Origin of the sequence: Methanosarcina sp. 1.H.A.2.2 (genome assembly GCF_000979975.1) — an archaeon.
In the GTDB taxonomy this organism is placed as follows: Archaea; Halobacteriota; Methanosarcinia; order Methanosarcinales; family Methanosarcinaceae; genus Methanosarcina.
Map to the genome: position 1 here is coordinate 1 of NZ_JJQL01000019.1, position 18,154 is coordinate 18,154.

The window sequence follows — 18,154 nt, forward strand, 5'->3', positions numbered from 1 at the left end:
GTGTTTTTATGCTTAGGAGGTGATCCAGCCGCAGATTCCCCTACGGCTACCTTGTTACGACTTAACCCCCCTTGCGAAATTCAGGTTCGAACACGGCACAGAGTCCGTGCCCTCACCCATACCTCACTCGGGTGGTTTGACGGGCGGTGTGTGCAAGGAGCAGGGACGTATTCACCGCGCTATATTGAAACGCGATTACTACGGATTCCAGCTTCACGAGGGCGAGTTACAGCCCTCGATCCGAACTACGAATGGGTTTGTGAGATTGCCAACCCCTTTCGGGGTAGGGACCCATTGTCCCATCCATTGTAGCCCGCGTGTAGCCCGGGAGATTCGGGGCATACTGACCTACCGTGGCCCGCACCTTCCTCCGATTTAACACCGGCGGTCCCCACAGAGTACCCATCGTCCCGGAGGACATGCTGGTAACAGTGGGCACGGGTCTCGCTCGTTGCCTGACTTAACAGGATGCTTCACAGTACGAACTGGCGACGGCCATGCACCTCCTCTCAGCGATTCAGGCAAAGTCTTCAGCTTGGCCTACATATTGCTGTCGCCCCCGGTGAGTTGTCCGGCGTTGAGTCCAATTAAACCGCAGGCTCCACCCGTTGTTGTGCTCCCCCGCCAATTCCTTTAAGTTTCAGCCTTGCGGCCGTACTTCCCAGGTGGCTCGCTTCACGGCTTCCCTGCGGCACCAGACACGGTCGCGCCATGCCTGACACCTAGCGAGCATCGTTTACGGCTGGGACTACCCGGGTATCTAATCCGGTTCGTGCCCCCAGCTTTCGTCCCTCACCGTCGAACCCGTTCTGGTAAGACGCCTTCGCCACAGGTGGTCCCACAGGGATTACAAGATTTCACTCCTACCCCTGTAGTACCTCTTACCTCTCCCGGTTCCAAGCCTGGCAGTATCCCCCGAAAGCCTAACGGTTAAGCCGTCAGATTTCCCGGAGGACTGACCAAACCGGCTACGGACCCTTTAGACCCAATAATCACGATCACCACTCGGGCCGCCGGTGTTACCGCGGCGGCTGGCACCGGTCTTGCCCGGCCCTTGCTAACAGGTGTAGTTTACACACCTGGACAGCCAGCAAATGTTGCTGGCACTCGGTGTCCCCTTATCACGGTTTCCCGCATTGTAAAGTTTTCGCGCCTGCTGCGCCCCGTAGGGCCTGGATTCATGTCTCAGAATCCATCTCCGGGCTCTTGCTCTCACAACCCGTACCCGTCGTTGGCTAGTAGGTACATTACACCCACTACTACCTGATAGGCCGCAGACCCATCCTTGGGCAGACGAATCCATTTTACGCATAAAGCATTCCAGCATATATGCGGTATCCGGAATTATCCCCAGTTTCCCGGGGTTATGCCGGTCCCAAGGGCAGGTTATCCACGTGTTACTGAGCAGTACGCCATGTTCACGAAGAACATATGACTCGCATGGCTTAGGCGAACACCGATAGCAGTAACCTCTGGCAGGATCAACCAGAATTGTTATACACACTTTGTTCCTTAAAGGTCTTGGTCGCAGAAACTTGCACTAACAACTAGCAATTCAGTTAGTTCATTTCGCGATAGATGTTGAAACATCTATCACCCAGAATTAACCGAACCGACAAATCCTCGTCAGACAGAAAAAAATAACTCCTGTCTCCACCAAATTAATAATGAGTAGTAATTGCTGCATTTATGATGCAGGAAATTATAGTTACTCACTCATAGTATTTAAAGGTATTGAATTCCCCCCTTGACAGGAAGAACCTTCGCCAGATTACTATGAGAAAACTTTCTCGCGGGATTTGAGGTCCACGCCAGAGAGAGATATATGTACACGCTCATAGTATATAAAGCATTGTATTTCTCTTTTGAAAAAGACGAAATATCAAACCACATGACTATGAGAGAACCAACCAACACAACAATATTCATGCTGGCACTGGAAACATACATACATGAGTTGTAGTATATAAAGATTTTCATTCAGGCAACATTGTATAGAAAAACAAACATAACATATAATGAAATTTTGTTTTTTTCAGTTCCTGAATCCCACCCTGGAATTAATAATTCAAGAGCGGTGCACGCTTGTTTTACGTGTGAGACATACAACCATGTATCCGGTATATATACCTGTCGCCATACACACCACATGAAAAAAAATAATAATAAGAAGGGAATAAAAAGAAAGCAGAAAAGCGCAGCATTAAAATAACAACAGGAAGTTGGAAGCGGCACGATGAATAACCTTAAAGCCCAAAAAAAGAGATATAGAATATTTAAGGGTATAAAAATAAAAAAATAATATAATTGCAAACTACATATAACGAGGTATCACACTGGCAGACTTAAAGAAACCTATATCAAAAGCCAATCCCAGCACGGAAGAGACGGTAACAAGAATACGTACTCCGCGCAGGGAAAATAACGAGATTCTGGCAACCGTTGAAAGTCTCCTTGGTGCAAACCGTCTTAAGCTCCGTTGCATAGATGGAGTCATCCGTATGGGGAGAATTCCGGGTTCGATGAAAAAGAAAACCTGGATTAGAGAGGGAGATGTTGTCATCGTTGTGCCATGGGAATTTCAGAACGAAAAGGCAGACGTTATATGGAAATACACAAGGCCACAGGTAGACTGGCTCGAGAGAAAAGGGTACCTGAAAGGATAACATAGTAATGGACCAGGACGAGAAAATAAGGCGCCTTGACAGCGCCAAAGATAAAGCGCGTGCCAGGGAGAAAGACTCCGCCAGGCTGAAGGTGGAAGAAAATGTATTCGACGTGCCCACCCTAAAAGTCCTTTATACCCTTTCCAATAAGGGCATAATAAAGGCGCTGGGGGGCGCCATCAGTACCGGAAAGGAAGCAAATGTTTTCTATGCAGAAGGTGAGGAAAGAGAACTGGCAATAAAGATATACAGAATGGCCAGCAGCACTTTCAAGGCGATGGATGCCTATATTATGAAAGACCCTCGCTTCACAAACATTAGAAATAACAGGCGAGACATCATTTTCGCATGGACACGCAAGGAATTCCAGAACCTGAAACGTGCAAAGAGCGCAGGAATACGAGTGCCTGAGCCATTGGTTGCGGAGAAAAATATTCTGATTATGGAGTTCATGGGAGAAGAAAAGGTGCCCTATCCCCTATTGAAGAACACGCACCTGAAAAACGAGGAAGCAAAGCTTGTTTATGACAGAATCGTCGAATATATGCGCCTCCTCCATAAAGAAGCGAATCTCGTCCATGCCGACCTGAGTGAATACAATATCCTCATTGATCCGGCAGATAAGACCCCGGTTTTCATCGACATGGGGCAGTCTGTGACCCTAGAACACCCTAATGCCAGAGAGTTTCTCTACAGAGACGTGCAAAATATACTCAGGTTCTTCAGCCGCTATGGAATAACAGACAAACCTGAAGAACTGCTTTCAAAAATACAGGCGGAAACAACATGACTCAGTATCTTAAAATTCCCAAAGAGCGAATCGGAGCAATTATTGGTCCTAAAGGAGAAACAAAGAAATTTATCGAGGACAAAACCGCTTGTCAACTGGACATAGACAGCGACAGCGGAAAAATCGATATTACCTGCGAGGAAGATCCATTGAAAGAATTCAGGATTCTTGAAACCCTCAAAGCTATAGGAAGAGGTTTTAGTCCCGAAAAAGCCCTTGGAATCCTTGAAGATGACATGTTAATGCTTGAGATCATTGACCTATCCGACGTCGCCACCACTCCAAAAGAGCTCCAGCGCGTAAAAGGCAGGATTATAGGAAGAGGTGGACGAACCAGAGAGCTTGCAGAAAGCCTGATAAATGTCAAGATATCAGTATACGGAAAAACCGTATCCATACTCGGATACCCTGAACAGAACACCATAATCCGAACAGCCATAAAAATGCTGCTCGACGGAGCTACACACGGCGCGGTATATAAGTTCCTTGAAAAGAAGCATCAGGAGCTATTACATTCCCAGCTGGACTCAATTGAATATTACTAAAAAAGTGTTAAAAAATGGAGAGTTCCGGAAGCTCAATCTTATCCGGCCTCTTCAGAGTTTTCTTCATCATCTTCTTCTAACCTTGTTCCGCCGCCTTCAAGGAACTTACCCCTTCCCTGCTTTGCATTAATGGACTCTTCTATCCAGATTACCTCGCCTCTGGAGAGTGTATATTGCGGAAAGACCGCGTCCATTCCTTCAAAAGGCGTCCAGCCAGCTTTACTGTGCAGCATTTCAGCTTTTATGGGTTGAAGGTTGCGTGGATCTACAATAATGAGATCTGCATCAAACCCCACTTCAAGCCGGCCTTTTCCCTGAAGATCCAGCCCGAAAGCCTTTGCAGGGTTTCTGCTTGTTACCATAATCATCTGTGAAAGGGGCAGGATATTTTTTCTGACCGCGGCAAGCATGAGAGGCATAAGGGTTTCAACCCCAGGCACCCCGGAAGGAGCTACCCTGATATCGACATCCTTTTCAGACTCAAGGTGTGGAGCATGGTCTGACGCCACCATATCAATAGTCCCGTCATTCAGCCCATTTACAAGCGCTTTGATGCTGTGGCTTCCCCTCAGAGGAGGGTTCATTTTTCCAAAAGACCTGAGCCTCTCCCAGTCCTTCGTAGAGAGAAACAGGTGATGAGGAGCAACCTCACATGTAAAAAGGGATGTTTTGTTTTCTCTTTTTGCAAGATATTTCTCTTTTCGGATCATTCCCACAGCTTCAAGCGTACTTAGATGACAGAAATGTGCCCTGACCTGGAGTTTGGAAATGAGTTCAAGAGCACTCTTGACAGCCGATGCCTCGCATTCGTTTGGGCGTACCCTTGAATGGTACTCATAAGAAACATCATCTTTCAACAACTGTTCCATTTCAAGGCGCATCTTTTCATCCTCGGCATGGATTGTAGCAAGGGCTCCGAGGCGTTTGATCTCAGCCAGGGCTTCTTCAAATGTTTCTTCATTGATGTTTAGCCCGCCTGTAGACTCAGCCATGAAGATTTCCCCGAAAGCCGTGACTCCCAGCCTCCAGAGTTCTTTGAGCTTCTCTATGTTTCCCGTAACCCCGCCGTTAATCCCGAAGTCAACAATTGACTTGTTCCGGGCAAGTTTGAGCTTCTGTTCAAAAGTGCGCCTGTCTGTTGTAGGAGGTATGGTGTTTGGCTGGTCAATAACAGTGGCAATACCCCCGGCAGCTGCAGAGCATGACCCTGTGTACCAGTTTTCCTTTAGAGTCATGCCCGGTTCCCTGAAATGGACATGCACGTCAATTCCGGCAGGCAGGGTAAGTGCACCCCCTGCATCTATTACCATGTCCGAACTTGAAACCCTGAAGTCCTTTCCGATTTTAGTGATTTTGCCGTTCTCAATAAGGATTTCGGCAGACTGAAGAGAATTATTATAATAAATCCTCGTATTTTTGATATGAATATCAGGCATGGGCGTCTATATGCTTATAAACATACTTAAAACATGTACATCACTGAAAGATTGAGAAATAAGAGAGAAGAAGGGGCGAAAAAATAAAAACTTGAGTAAAAGGAGAAAAATGAGAGAAAACAAAAATGACAGAAACGAAAAAAGATGCAGAGGAGAGGAGGAAAGAAAAAAGATGCAGAGGAGAAAAGGAAAAGAAAAAATAAAGGAAAACAGCCAGAAAGCCGTTTCAGTTTAACTTAATGCGTTCAGCCGTCGTAAGATAGACAACACTCTCACAGATGTTGCAGCAGTGGTCTGCAATCCTTTCCAGGTAGCGGATCAGGAAGAGCAAATGTGTGGCTTTGGAAATAATACCTGGGTCTTTAGCCATCATTTCTATTAACTCTACCCAGACTGCATAAAAGATCTGATCGACCTCTTCATCCCGGGCGGCTGTCGCTCTTGCAAGTTCAGGGTCCCGCGTCTCGAAAGCTTTGATGGAATTTGCAATCATATCTGCGGTAATATCTGCCATTCTTTTGGTGTCGATGAGCGGTTTCACATGCCCACCTTCGATTTTTCCGGGAATTTTGGCAATATTGATTGAAAGTCCCACGACCCTTCTAAGGTCTGCCGCCATCTTAAGCGCCGACACAACAAGCCTGAGGTCGCTGGCCATGGGCTGCTGAAGCGCAAGCAGGTCAAAAATCGAAACCTCGATTCCTTCCTCAAGTTTATCTGCTTCCGGCTCAAGAGCAAGCGTCTTTTTGGCAAGCTCGACATTGAGGTCTATAACCGCCTCCATGGAGTCGTGAAAAATCAGTTCAGACATTTCCCCGAGAGAAAGTACGGACTCCTTGAGCAGGTCCAGCTGCCTTAGATATCGTTCTCGAACCATATTAATCACCCAAACCTACCAGTAATATAATCCTCAGTGCTTTGTTCCATAGGATTTTGAAAAATCTGCCTTGTCTGACCGAACTCAATCAGTTCCCCCATTAGGAAAAAGCCCGTGTAGTCCGAAATCCTTGCCGCTTGTTGCATATTATGAGTTACAATTACTATCGTATAATCTTTTTTAAGGTTAATGATCAGTTCTTCGATCCTTGATGTTGAAATAGGATCGAGAGCACTGCAGGGCTCATCGAAAAGAATGATTTCGGGCTTTACTGCCAGAGTCCTGGCAATACAAAGCCTTTGCTGCTGCCCCCCACTCAAGGAAAGGGCAGGAGACTTGAGCCGGTCTGAGGTCTCATCCCAGATGGCAGCCGAACGAAGGGCACCCTCGACAACTCCATCCAGATCTTTCTTAGTTATACCATGAATACGCGGCCCGTATGCGATGTTGTCGTAAATGGACATTGGGAAAGGATTGGGCTTCTGGAAAACCATTCCAACACGTTTCCGGAGGTCAACAACATCCACGCCTGTTCCATAGATATCCTTGCCTTCAATCGAGATTTTACCTTCGACCCTGCAGTTTTTGATAAGATCGTTCATCCTGTTAAAACACCGGATGAAGGTAGACTTTCCGCAACCGGAAGGGCCTATAAGAGCGGTTACGCTGTTTTTGGGGATATGCATGGAGATATTCTTAAGGGCCTGCTTTTCCCCGTACCACAGATTAAGGTTTTCTACTTCTATCTGGGGCGGAGCTACGTTTTGAACAGCTTCAGTCATTTATGGACCTCAATTATCATATAAACCCTGATACGTTATTAACAAAACTTAAATCAAATTTTCAATTTTTGCCTGTAATGCCTGCGGATCAGAACCGCTATAAGGTTTAAGCCCAGCACAATCATCAACAGGACCAGAGCCGTCCCATACTGAAGGGGCCTGGTTTGGGCAATGTTTGTCCCGGCGGTAGCCAGCACGAAGAGATGGTAGGGAAGGGCCATGAACTGGGAATAGATCGAGTCAGGCAACCTTGGCAGGTAGTAAGCTGCGCCCGTAAGAAGAATAGGAGCCGTTTCCCCTGCAACCCTCCCAATACTCAGGATGGAACCTGTAACAATTCCCGGAATAGCTGCCGGCAGGACCACATGCCTTATGGTCTGCCATTTGCTGATCCCAAGCGCAAGAGAGGATTCCCGGTACTCTTTAGGGACTGTAATCAGGGCTTCCTGGCTGGAACGGATAATCACCGGGATGATCAGGAGAGAAAGGGTGAGAGAGGCCGAAAGTATAGAAGGGCCAAACCCAAAGTATTTAACAAACAGTGCCAGCCCGAAAAGCCCGAACACCACAGATGGAGTTCCTGCAAGATTATTAATTGCCATTTCTATAAGCCAGGTAGTTCGGGTTTCTCCTGCGTACTCGTTGAGGTAGATGGCAGCCAGAATCCCCATGGGAAGAGCCACAGCCATTGACCCGAGGATAAGAGTTAAAGTGCCCACGATTGCAGGATAGATCCCACCTTGCGTCATCATCCTTCTGGGCATCTCGGTAAGGAACTCAATGCTAATTACACTGTACCCATTGTAAACAATATAGGCAAGGATAATCAGCACAAACCCTGCTACCATCAGTGTTGCAAGCCTGAGCAGTGCAAAGGCAATTTTTTCACTTGTTCTTGCATTCAATCCCATGCTCAGTCCACCTTGAACCTGTATCGCTTTTTAATTGAATCCGCAATCAGGTTGATCAGGAAAGTTATGATGAAAAGTACAGACCCAACCGCAAAGAGGGCATGAAAGTGAGTACTTCCCTGGGGAACCTCCCCCATCTCAAGTGCGATTGTGGCAGTCATTGTCCTCACAGGGTCCAGAATGCCTCCGGGAAAAGAAGGAATTATTGCAGTATTTCCGGTAACCATCATGACAGTCATTGTCTCCCCTATAGCTCTCCCTATACCAAGCATTACAGCTGCGGAAATTCCGGAAAGGGCTGCAGGGATTATGACCTTGTATATAGTCTGCCATCTTGTGGCCCCAAGAGCAAGCGAACCTTGCTTGAGAGTGCTGGGAACAGAACTTATGGCATCCTCTGAAATAGTAATTATCGTGGGAAGCGCCATAATCCCGAGCATAATGGAGCCTGTAAGAGCAGTTTGTCCCGTAGGCAGGTTAAAGGCAGTCCGCACAAACGGGACCAGTACAACAAGCCCGAAGAACCCGAATACAACCGAAGGAATACCTGCCAGGATCTCGATAAAGGGCTTAAGGAAATCCGCAACCTTTGGGTGCGCAATCTCGGAAATATAGATTGCAGAAGCAATCCCCAGAGGCACAGCAAAAAGAATTGCTCCGGCAGTAACAAGAAGTGAACCGAAAAACAGAGGCAATAACCCGAACTGTCTGTTTACGGATGTCGGGTACCAGAACTTCCCTGTAAGAAAGTCCAGAAGAGACGTAGCTTTAAAAAGAAGTAAACCGTCCCTGAATAAAAAGAGGCATATAAGGAAAAGGATGACGACAGTAAGGGCACTTACTGAGAAAAGCACCGATTCGATCGTTTTTTCCTTATACTTTCTGTTGAGCATAGTATTCCCTTGGAATTGTTTATCCGATTTTACTGGTTTATCGGAAAGTACCCGACTTCAAGCACCAGGCTCTGCCCGTCCTCACTCATCACATAGTCGATGAATTCCTTTGTGAGGCCCGAGGGCTCCCCGTTGGTATAGAAGTAGAGAGGCCTTGAAAGTGGGTATGCACCACTGATGATGTTTTCAGAGCTTGGGTATTCAGAGCCGTTTCCACCATCCAGGCTCAGGGCCTTTACGCTCTCATCGAGGTATGCAACGCCCATGTATCCGATTGCGTTGGAGTTCTGAGTGACCTCGCCCACAATTCCCCCTGTAGCAGGCTGGGTAAGGGCATCAGGCCGGTACTCGTCCCCAAGCAACACGGCTTCCTTGAAATATTCATAAGTTCCGGAACTGCTGTCTCTAGAAATCACCACAATAGGCCTGTCCTCGCCACCAACATCCTTCCAGTTGCTGATGCTCCCATTGTAGATGCCGCGTAGCTGGTCAAAGGTAAGTTCAGAAACAGGATTATTGGAGTTTACAACCACTGAAATGCCATCAATGGCAATAGTGTGCTCCACCGGATTGATGCCATTTGCTTTAGCAGCTTCGATTTCATCAGCTTTCATTTCTCTGGATGCAGTAGCAATGTCCACCCCTCCATCAATGAGCGCAGCAATCCCAACTCCGGACCCGCCCCCGGTAACTGTCACACTCTTTTCAGGAAATTCAGTCATAAATTCTTCAGCTTCAGCCTGAGCAAGGGGAAGAACTGTGTCTGAACCTTTCAGAGAAATATCCTGAACCGAGGAAGAGCCTTCACCATTTTCATTCCCGGTACATCCAATTCCCATAAACACAAGCCCGATCACCAGTAATGTGAGGATTGTGTATGCTTTGAATTTATTCGCCATGTTACACATACTCCATAAAATAAATGAGGATAAATCATCAATCTATAGTTATTAAAGTTAGTTCCAGTATAAGTGATTATAAAAGGAGAGAGATATATAAATATTCTCCACATATAATGTATTGTAGTATATATAAAAAATAAGTATCAATTAAACTGTTTTACTATATAGTAAAGATATAAAAGAAATATAATACCACAGTCATAACCTTCAAAACATGTTGCCAAATACCCGATAAAAAAAAACAGGAAATAATACCCGATAAAAAACAGGACATAAAACAGAGGGCCAGAATGTATGGTAAAGGGTCAGATACCACGGCGCTTGGGACGGCCTGTCAGCCAGATAGATATTTTCCTTAACCCCGAGCCGTGCGTCGAGCGTGGCAAGAACGACCCGGTATAGTGAATAAAGTTGTATGGATCAGAGATATTTGTAATTCAGTCCTCTTAAGAGAAGCTCACTGCGATAAACTATAAATTAGTCTGCTTGAGCGAGCGAAGCGAGTGAAACGGACCGCGTACTCCCGAGGCGCAATTCGGGCGAGGCGCAATTCGGGCGAGTCGCAATTCGGGCGTCAGAAATCGAACAGGGAACGCTGCTCTGCACGCCCGTTTTCCGGGCACTGGATTTTCTCTTCCTGTACTATCCCTTCGGCCTCCTTTTGAGAGGAGACTTTTTCTTTTTCCTGCTTTTTCACTTCAGGTCTCTTCACTTCAAAATCAAAAAGGCCCTTCTGCTTAGAATCAAAGTCAAGGGAAGACATTTTGACTCCGAAAACCCCCAGAATGCGTTCCACGGGGGGCAGGATCTGCTTCTTAATATAGTAATCCACATCTATAGGCACATTGCGCTCCCGGACATAATCGGGATCCTCGGCCCGCTCAACAAAGAGGCCTTTTCCTGCGATGATAACAAAAGGAATCCTTGTCCCTATCGAAGGCATGACCCCGGTCCGCTTCCTCAGATTTTCTACAACGGTCAGGTGTGGCTGCTTGTTTTTGTAGCTTTCAGTTTTCCGGGTAAGGGTCCGGGTCAGGACAAGCTTTTCAATAAGCTCGGCATCTTTTCCAGGGTCAAGGTTTCTGACATCGTTGACCACCTTACGGACGTGTTCTACAGCCTGGTCAACATCGCCCTCTATAAGCACAAGCTCAAGAACCCTGTTAAGAGTTATTGAAGTCAGTTCGCACCAGTCCCTGCGCACGGTTTCCATGCCTTTGACCTTGATTTTGTCTTCCCAGCCGGAATTTTTGGGTTCAAACAGCCAGAGTGCATAGCGTTTCTTTGCAATGAGAAGGGCGCGTTTTGCAACAGATTCGAACTCGAGCTCCATCGGGTCAGGCAGAGAAGCCGAAACAATCTCTGAAAGCCGGTTCCCTACAAGACTGACATCTTCAAGGGAGATATCTCCCCCTGAACTGCAGTGCACAAAAACACTGTCCGTATCCCCATAAGCAACTGACAGTTCGACAATTCTGTCCTGAGAGGAAAGTTCCCCTGCTTCTTCGAGAAGTAAAGCTGCCGAACCTCTGAGAACGATTTTTCCTATAGTATTGTTGATAAGGTCCCGTGTATTCAGGATATTGCTTCTTCCAAAACTGGTTACGGCGTTTGCAAGCGTCAGGCTGTAGAGCCTTGCCCGGGCATACCCCGAATAGCCGTAAAAACTGTTCAGCAGGATTTTCAGGGCGAGCTGGGTGGCATCAAGCACACGATACTCGTTTTCATCCGAAGCCCGCTTCATCCTTTTCTTTGTCTCTCCCCTCTGGTTAAGCAGGTCTTCAAGAATGGAAGGCACAATACCCCTGAATACTTCAGGAGGCACGAATTCTCCCCCCGAAGGAGGCGTGATAGTTCTCCCATCAGGCCTGTCTCGAGTCACAACAGTTGTGTAACACAGGTTGTGAGCCATCATGATGGTCGGATAAAGAGACTTGTAGTCAAGGATCAGCACATTTTCCAGAAGGCCCTTCTTCGGTTCCAGTACCTCCCCACCTTTCAAGTCCGAACTCATATCGTACCTTTCAGACGAAAGCTCGTCCCCTGGTTTTGGAAGAATAACCCTGTCCTTCAGCCCGAATTCCCTGAGGAGAAGAGTCTCAACCATGGAAGTCTGGCCTCCGTCAACAATCTCCTGGAGCAGGCACCCGCTTACCTGGGCAAGAGCAATGTATTTATCAAGGAGCCTCAGCTCAAGGACAAGCTCCAGGGCAAGCTCGGAGTCCCTGCGTGAATAATCAACAAATTTTCGGAATTTATCCCCGGAATCATTCCAGTACTCTTCCATCTCCATCGGAGCAACATCAAGTTTTTCACGGTTCAGAAGTTCTTTTGAAACGACTCTCAGGGTATACTGCTTCAGGCTGAAAGCTCTCCTTATAAGAGGAAGGGCATCCACGACCACCCTTCCTTTCAGTTCAGTCCGGGTAATGAGCCCGAACCTTCTATAACCTATCTGGCTGCCGTCCCTGCCAACAACCGGATTGATCACTTCCCCTTTTGCAGTAAGGGCTTTGACCCTGTCCGTGATATAAGGAATATCGAAGTCCTGGTGGTTATACCCTGCAACAATGTCAGGGTCATATTCGCAAAGAATCTCAAAAAACCGGTTTAACATCTCGGTTTCGTCCCTGCATGGAATAACATCCCCGTCCATACCTTCAGCAGGTTTTGCCAGCAGAATAAGGGTTTTATGCCCTTTATATTCGGGCTCGAAGGAAAAGCTGATCATGATTATGGGGGAGACGTCAGGAGAAGGCATCCCCCCGTCAAGGGGCAGGCACTCAATATCAAAAGAGAGATACTTCAAAGGAGCAATTGCCAGGCTTTCAACCCTCTTTAGCCCGGATGCAAGGATTGACGAATCACATGCAAAGTTTTCGCAGTGGGAACTGCCTGCAGAACCTGTCCTGAAGTATCGAGGGGGGTCTACTGGCTGCCCTTCTGCAGAAACCCAGACCATGCCCCCAAGGTTCCTGTCAATTAAAAAACGGTTTCTGAAGAGAATATCACTTTCATAAATCTGCCAGTCCCCTTCGGCTCTCAAAACATCCCGGATCTTCAGAATCTCGTCCCTTATCTCAGGCACATCCCTTGGCAGGCGGGTAGTAATCCTGAGCATTTCTTTCTTTGTTTTCTGGTATCCTACAGGTTCAAATTTTTCGACAATTTCGACCTTTTTGACCTGCTCAAAAGTATCTTTTATAAGCCTTGCTACAGCGTGCAGGTCTCCAGAGGCCTTGAGATAAAAGTAAGGCTCAAAATCCGGGACAAAGCAGCATACACTTTTTCCGTCCGCTCCCCTGCCAAAGAGGCGGATGACAGGCCCGCTGTCATTGACGATTTGGTAATCTGCATCCAAGATCTGAAAATCCATAGGCATGGTTTACAGCTTTAGATAGACATATAGCTTTTGTTGTATTTTGGAGAAATAAAACCCTATTTTGAAAAAGGTTGTCAGGTCCGAAAATAGGCAATCAAAAAGGACTCAAACTGAAAAAAAGGACTCAAACTGAAAAATCACCTGAAGGTGACCGGAGATCAAACGGAGCTGAAGCTCGAACCGCATTGACTATAGAATCTGACTTTAAATTTTCAAGGGTCAGGTATGTGGCTCCAAGGGCTGTAGAAATCTGCTGTGCAAGCCCGAATTTGATCATGCTGTTTTCCGTGTCGATTACAGCAGATTGTATGCCTTCATCTCTTAACCGGGAAGCTACTGTTTTTGTTTCCTGGAGAGGAGATTCTCCATTCATACTGACATTGGCCCTGCCGTCAGAGATCAGAACCATAAAAGGACAGGTATCGGGATCACGCAGGAGTTCGGTTTTTATGACCTCATACCCTTTTACAAGGCCTTGCGAAAGAGGCGTCTTTCCACCCGTAGGCATTTCCTGCAAATACTTTTGAGCCAGTTCTATACTGGATGTAGGAGGCAGCAACAGTTCCGCACTATCCCCTTTAAAAGCGATAAGTCCCACTTTGTCGCGTTTCTGGTAGGCGTCCATAAGCATTGAAAGGACTGCCCCTTTGGAAGCAACCATTCGCTGGCGAGCTCCCATAGAACCGCTGGCATCAACCACAAAGAGTACAAGGTTGCCTATTTTTTTCTCCCGTGTTTTTTCCCTGAAATCGGATTCATGAATTGCTACGGAATTGCCATTCTTTTCCCGCGTAAGCTGGAAGGGAGCAGCTGCCCTTAAGGTGGCATCAAAAGCAAGGTCCGTGGTTTTTTCATGAGGAATTGAACTTTTTATATACCTGCCTTTTTTAGACCGGGTCAGGGTCTTGCTGCGCCTGCCGGATCCGTTTCGCTGGGCTCTGCGAAATTCAGGAGACAATTGTTTTACCTGATAGTTTTCCCCTATTTCAGAAGTGGTTTCCGAAGAAGCATCCGGTTGCTCTGCATTCTGATCTTCGGGCTCTTCCTGGTGATGACCTTCAGCTTGTTTGTGCTGCTGATCCGGATCTTCATTCGATTCTTTATTTTGCTGCTCGTGCTTATCTTTCTCTTTGCGGTCATCGTTTTTCGGTTTTTCGTCTTGATTTTTCAGTTTTTCCTTCTGCTTTTCCTTATGTTTCTCAATAATGTCGTCCAGTTTATCCTGTTTTTCGGGTTGATTATCAAAAGGCTTTCTGCGCATGCGGTGAGAAAGAGTAAGCCCTGCAGCCTCCCGGACATCTTCCTCGGTTACTTCAGTTCTTCCGTAAAAAGCTGCAAGCGTGAGTGAGGTCTTCATCATGGTGAGGTCTGCCCTGTGCCCGTCCACTCCCATGTCAATACAGATCTGGCTGATCAATTCAAGCAGGTCATCTGAAATCCTGACATCGGAAAGTAGTTTCTGCGCCAGAAGAATCTGCCCGCAAAGCTCGGTTTCGGAAGCCAGCCAGTTTGCTGCAAAAGCTTCAGGGTCTGCCTCATAACTGAGCCTGTATTTTATAAGTTCAACTCTCCGGGACACGTCACTGATGCCTTTTATATCCACACATAAACCAAACCGGTCCAGCAACTGCGGCCGCAGTTCCCCTTCTTCAGGGTTCATGGTACCTACGAGCACAAAGTTAGCAGGATGGGAGTAGGAGATCCCCTCTCTTTCAATAGTGTTTACCCCCATTGCCGCAGAGTCCAGGAGCACATCTACAAGGTGGTCATCGAGAAGGTTAATCTCATCCACATACAGGATGCCCCTGTGGGCCATTGCAAGCACTCCGGGCTCAAAGCGCTTTTCCCCTGTTTTGATGGCATGTTCGATATCAAGGGTCCCGACAACCCGGTCTTCAGTGGCACTTACAGGCAGGTCCGCAACTTTCATTTTTACCGGAGAAATTCTCAGGGTCCCTGCTTTTAGTTTTTCAAAGCACTCTTCACACAGTTCGTTTCTATTATTAGGATTGCATTTGAACTTGCAGCCTTCAACCACCTCGATTTCAGGCAGGAGATTGGCAAGCGCCCGGACTGCAGTTGATTTGGCAGTTCCTTTTTCCCCCCTGATCAGCACCCCTCCCACTTTAGGGTTGATAAGATTTAAGACCAGGGCTTTTTTCATTTTTTCCTGCCCGACTATAGCGGAAAAAGGGTAGATCGTGATGTTGTGGTCCCTCATGGTTTCACCTCAAGAAATTGTATCAGATTCCGACCAGGTATTCTTCAATACTCATGACAGGTATGGACAGGAGAGTGGAAGAAGGAAGAATGGATTCCACATTTTCCACCCTGTTCATGAAAGGGTAAAAGGTCACGTAGAGATTCCCTGAGGTCTTCTTTTCAAACCGGCCAATCCGGATTTCTTCCGTTACCTCGATTTCCGAACCAGCCCAGACAGCATGTTTATTTTCGAGCCTGATTTTCGGATAGGTCTCAACAACAGTAAGCTCTCCGAACTCCTTCCCATAATCCAGTCCAAGTGGGCTGTCAGAAAAATGCAGAAGGTATTTCAGATTAACAGCAGAGAGTTCCTCTCCCTGTATGACGCTGTCAACATATACCGAAAAGAGAGGCACTTCAACCCCATTTAGCTCCTTTGTGTAGAGAAGGGTGTGAGTACCCAGATCTGCCGACTTACCGGGAGAAATTATGCTTGAATAAACCGGGAGGTTGTTCCTGAAAACAGTCAGACAGGCATTATCAGAATCCAGATCGGTGACTTTCAGGGTATACCCTTCTTTCAGGTCATATTCTTCGCCCGGATGGAGGAGTTTCTCATCCTCATCCAGAAGGATATTTACAATACCACGGTCACTACCGAGAGATGCACATTTTCCACCGTTCCAGCCAAGCACGGAATATCCTTCATTAAACCAGTCTTCCCCGTAATCCCTCATCTCCGGGTTTTTATATGCGACCTTAACAGGCAGGGATTCATAAACCAGACCCCCTTCAGGGATCCAATCATTTCCGGCATCAAGGGAAAGTTCAAGGCTTTCTGTACTGAGATTGTACTCAGGATCGTAAAAAAGCATACCAAAAGAATCAGCTGTCCAGGTGCAGGAATCAGGAGAGGAATCCGAGCGGTTTACAGCCAGGGATGTGCCCCTGATCTTATACGATTTGATAGTATCCCTGGTCATGTTGTAAGAACATGCCCGATACACATTATCAGCAACCCTGAAATCGATCAGGTCATCAAGGATGGAAACATAATCTCCGAACTGCAACCTGATAGGCATTCTGTTTTTCAACTCAATATATTTACTCGTAACCGCAGTGACTTCGAACTTGCCGTATTCATCTCCTGTTTCGACCTTGAGAGGCGTATCTGAATACCGGTTTACGCTTGTAAGGCGCACAACGGGGTCCTTACTATCAAGAACCTTGTCCAGAGTTCCTTCCAGAATCACATATTCCGTGCCTTCTATCCTTGTCTTGAAGTTAAATTTTGATCCTTCTTCTACGGATTCCGTAGTAATAGGGACAAAATTTTTCTGAAACTCAAGCAGGGCATAATCCCCATTTATCCCCTGAAGCACCAGTTTATAGCCATTTCCAAGATCAAAATCATTACCCTGTTGAAGATCACGGCTTCCGTAGCTCACCAGGCTTTCGCTAAGCAGCCCATCCTCAAGAACCTTATATTTCTTCCCGAAAAAAGCAGTCGAACCGGAACTGATTTTTGAAGTATAGACCGCATCTCCTGTTTCAATAAATCCGTCCTCTGAAAAAGAAAGTTCCAGTGACTCATAGTATGTTCCGGAAGTGGTTGAATAATAAAACCCGGGGCAGTTTTCTCCATTGAGAATGTGATGATCTCCCCCTGCAATACTTACGAGTGGCCCTCGTTGTTCAATAGCACATTCAGCAGGAATAATGATACATAAAAGCATTAATAGAAAAAAAGACACACGCAAGATTTGTAAAATATTATTATTATTATCAATATAAGTCATAAGAAATAGGATATTAATAGTACTAAATAACCCTTTCGCTTTTAAATGGCACAAAACAACTTAGACTTCTGTGAAAAAGATACACAAACACAATACATTTTTGACTTTGCAGTATTTTGCATTTGAGAGACAGATTCATCATACAGACGGAGGATATCGAAAAATCAAAGCAACATACTCAAAAAGTGATATTCATTGATTACTGCGAAAATTTTTAATTTATTTTTTGAAAATATAATTTTTAAAATTCTTCCTAATTAGTAACCATATCTTGTAAAAAAGTATAACTATATTTGTAAAATATAAATTTATTTCGAAATACTTATTAACTATTAGACAATGAATAAAGTTCATGCAGCCAGGAAGAAATACCGTTTGGGGATTTATGTTCCTGCTTCTTGCAGTTCTGGCAATATTGTATTTTCAAACCACGTCTGCTGAAAAGATAGCATACGAGGAAAATTTCGATGATGAATGCAACCTTGAAGGAGACTTTCTCAGCTGCAGAGGCAACGAACTTTATCTTGATACTCAAAACCCTTCCCTGACCGGAGAAGGTGTGTGGGATAAAGATGTAAGCCTGTCTCCGGGAAAAATTTCCTGGAACTGGAATGGCGAAGATCTGGACAACTTTAGCCTATGGTTAAAGATCACATTCAGCGACCATAAGTCAATTTACTATGTTGCTGCAGGGAGCATGAATCCACAATCGGAGGGGGATTATTACCGGGATAAGGAAAACCGGCGGCGTTTTTCTCCTTCTGTTGTAATCGCAGGGATTCCTATGAGTCTGGTTGAAAGAGATCTCTTTGAGGATTATACCAGATACTGCGGTCCTGCTGAAAATATTAAGGTTTTAAGCGTGAGTGCAGGTCTTGGAGACAACAGTACCCGGTACAGGAACGTTTTGAAAATATCAGACCTGAAGATTTACGGCCAATCATAAAATGAATCAAAGGAGCCTGAAAA

The 18,154-nt window shown here is 46.1% G+C and carries 14 protein-coding genes and 1 rRNA gene; 5 read left to right on the forward strand and 10 right to left on the reverse strand.

Annotated elements, in window-relative coordinates:
- Nucleotides 1-14: 14 nt before the first annotated feature.
- Nucleotides 15-1,492: ribosomal RNA gene (locus tag EO93_RS03305) — 16S ribosomal RNA — on the reverse strand.
- Nucleotides 1,493-2,330: 838 nt separating this feature from the next.
- Between EO93_RS03305 and eif1A the strand changes: the two genes are divergently transcribed.
- The 3 genes from eif1A to EO93_RS03320 are packed head-to-tail and all read left to right on the forward strand — an operon-like array spanning nucleotide 2,331 to nucleotide 4,001.
- The gene (gene eif1A, locus EO93_RS03310) at nucleotides 2,331-2,666 is read left to right on the forward strand and encodes a translation initiation factor eIF-1A (protein ID WP_200898079.1); all 336 of its coding nucleotides are present in this window, start codon (nucleotides 2,331-2,333) and stop codon (nucleotides 2,664-2,666) included.
- A gap of 7 nt (nucleotides 2,667-2,673) precedes the next feature.
- A complete protein-coding gene (locus EO93_RS03315) occupies nucleotides 2,674-3,456 on the forward strand; it encodes a serine protein kinase RIO (protein ID WP_048134829.1) in 783 nt (260 codons plus the stop codon).
- The gene (locus tag EO93_RS03320; protein ID WP_048134830.1) at nucleotides 3,453-4,001 is read left to right on the forward strand and encodes a KH domain-containing protein; all 549 of its coding nucleotides are present in this window, start codon (nucleotides 3,453-3,455) and stop codon (nucleotides 3,999-4,001) included. Before EO93_RS03315 ends, EO93_RS03320 begins: the two co-directional genes overlap by 4 nt.
- A gap of 38 nt (nucleotides 4,002-4,039) precedes the next feature.
- On the opposite strand, the gene EO93_RS03325 is transcribed toward EO93_RS03320, so the two are convergent.
- Nucleotides 4,040-5,437, reverse strand: a complete 1,398-nt coding sequence (locus EO93_RS03325) for a dihydroorotase (protein WP_048134831.1) — start codon at nucleotides 5,435-5,437, stop codon at nucleotides 4,040-4,042.
- 109 nt (nucleotides 5,438-5,546) lie between these two features.
- Between EO93_RS03325 and EO93_RS18390 the strand changes: the two genes are divergently transcribed.
- Nucleotides 5,547-5,672, forward strand: a complete 126-nt coding sequence (locus tag EO93_RS18390; protein WP_255350193.1) for a hypothetical protein — start codon at nucleotides 5,547-5,549, stop codon at nucleotides 5,670-5,672.
- On the opposite strand, the gene phoU is transcribed toward EO93_RS18390, so the two are convergent.
- From phoU to EO93_RS03365, 8 genes are all read right to left on the reverse strand, one after another.
- On the reverse strand, nucleotides 5,664-6,314 hold the full coding sequence (phoU, locus tag EO93_RS03330) for a phosphate signaling complex protein PhoU (protein WP_048134846.1): 651 nt from the start codon (nucleotides 6,312-6,314) through the stop codon (nucleotides 5,664-5,666). The two genes, EO93_RS18390 and phoU, sit on opposite strands and share 9 nt — an antisense overlap.
- Before the next feature lie 5 nt (nucleotides 6,315-6,319).
- Nucleotides 6,320-7,096, reverse strand: coding sequence for a phosphate ABC transporter ATP-binding protein PstB (gene pstB, locus EO93_RS03335; RefSeq protein ID WP_048134832.1), 777 nt, complete (start codon nucleotides 7,094-7,096; stop codon nucleotides 6,320-6,322).
- Nucleotides 7,097-7,149: 53 nt separating this feature from the next.
- Nucleotides 7,150-8,007, reverse strand: a complete 858-nt coding sequence (gene pstA, locus EO93_RS03340; protein WP_082106023.1) for a phosphate ABC transporter permease PstA — start codon at nucleotides 8,005-8,007, stop codon at nucleotides 7,150-7,152.
- A gap of 2 nt (nucleotides 8,008-8,009) precedes the next feature.
- Nucleotides 8,010-8,900: a phosphate ABC transporter permease subunit PstC gene (gene pstC / locus EO93_RS03345; RefSeq protein ID WP_048134833.1), complete on the reverse strand. Its 891-nt coding sequence runs from the start codon at nucleotides 8,898-8,900 to the stop codon at nucleotides 8,010-8,012.
- Between the two features lie 29 nt (nucleotides 8,901-8,929).
- Nucleotides 8,930-9,799, reverse strand: a complete 870-nt coding sequence (locus EO93_RS03350; RefSeq protein ID WP_048161118.1) for a PstS family phosphate ABC transporter substrate-binding protein — start codon at nucleotides 9,797-9,799, stop codon at nucleotides 8,930-8,932.
- Nucleotides 9,800-10,376: 577 nt separating this feature from the next.
- Complete coding sequence (locus EO93_RS03355; protein ID WP_048161119.1) at nucleotides 10,377-13,184, reverse strand: DNA-directed DNA polymerase; 2,808 nt, start codon at nucleotides 13,182-13,184, stop codon at nucleotides 10,377-10,379.
- Between the two features lie 124 nt (nucleotides 13,185-13,308).
- Nucleotides 13,309-15,405, reverse strand: a complete 2,097-nt coding sequence (locus EO93_RS03360; RefSeq protein WP_048161120.1) for a putative cobaltochelatase — start codon at nucleotides 15,403-15,405, stop codon at nucleotides 13,309-13,311.
- Between the two features lie 22 nt (nucleotides 15,406-15,427).
- Complete coding sequence (locus EO93_RS03365) at nucleotides 15,428-17,122, reverse strand: S-layer protein domain-containing protein (RefSeq protein WP_235282986.1); 1,695 nt, start codon at nucleotides 17,120-17,122, stop codon at nucleotides 15,428-15,430.
- A gap of 415 nt (nucleotides 17,123-17,537) precedes the next feature.
- Here EO93_RS03365 and EO93_RS03370 point away from each other — a divergent pair, with 415 nt between their 5' ends.
- Complete coding sequence (locus EO93_RS03370; RefSeq protein ID WP_048161121.1) at nucleotides 17,538-18,131, forward strand: hypothetical protein; 594 nt, start codon at nucleotides 17,538-17,540, stop codon at nucleotides 18,129-18,131.
- Nucleotides 18,132-18,154 lie beyond the last annotated feature (23 nt).